This window comes from Rathayibacter sp. AY1C4, from assembly GCF_002932195.1.
Classification (GTDB): Bacteria; Actinomycetota; Actinomycetes; order Actinomycetales; family Microbacteriaceae; genus Rathayibacter.
This window is the reverse complement of sequence record NZ_PSWE01000071.1, coordinates 1-886: the sequence shown is the minus strand read 5'-3', so window position 1 is coordinate 886 and position 886 is coordinate 1. Positions and strand designations below refer to the sequence as shown.

Below are 886 nucleotides of genomic sequence, written 5' to 3'. Positions count from 1 at the left end.
CAGGCCCTGGTAGGCGTTGGTGGCCGACGAGTCGAGGGTCACGGCGATGGAGAAGGGGGTGGAGGTGCCGGGGGTGACCGGGGCGGTGTTGAGGGTCTTGACGGCGGAGCCGGCGAGGGTCGCGGCGGTGCCCGTGAAGACGGTGGTCCCGCCGGAGGTGATCACGACGTTGAGCTTGCCGCAGAAGTCGGTGGCGGAGCCGGAGGCGCCGGCCGCGACGTTGTTGCTCTGCGAGCAGGTGGCGCCGGGAGTCAGCGTGAAGGTGTTGGCGGCGACGGTGCCGGTGTTCTTCAGCGTGATCGCGGTGGTGACGGTCTGGCCGGGGACCATCGTGGTCGATCCGCCGAACTTGTTGATGGTCGCGCAGGTCGCGGTGTTGGTGCTGATCGAGCCGCCGTCGGTGCTGAGGCAGGTGATGGGGCTGGCGCCGGTCGACTTCTCCTCCATGACGAGCGAGCCGGAGGCGGCGGTGTTGCCGGTGTTGGAGATGCTCGCGACGAAGCCGGACAGGGTGCCGGACATCGAAACGGAGAGGAGAGCGGCGGCGGCGATGCTCGTCGCGATGGCGAGGGGAGCGAAGCGGACGCGCTTGGACTTGGCGGTGTGGGTCGACATGGCAGGACTCCTGATCGGGTGGGGCGGGCTGATGCTGAAGGGGGAGGGTCCGGCTGGTGTTCCGCCGAACTCGATTGACCGCTAAGTTACTTGATGGCAAAGATACATTGCAATCGTTCTTTCACCCCCTGTCCGGGTGACAGGCCGGGACCCCCGAGGGCGACCCGTACGATGACCCCAGCCCTACCCCGAGAAGGACGAATGACCACCGAGAGACCGACCCCGCGCGACGTCGACCAGGACGCGCCCGCCGTGCAGCTGCGGCAGTCGC

Annotated in this window: 1 protein-coding gene; it reads right to left on the bottom strand. The window is 68.2% G+C overall.

Annotation, left to right across the window (positions count from 1 at the left end):
* On the bottom strand, positions 1-615 hold a 615-nt coding region (locus tag C5C99_RS16665; protein ID WP_104340444.1), incomplete at its 3' end, for a hypothetical protein.
* Positions 616-886 lie beyond the last annotated feature (271 nt).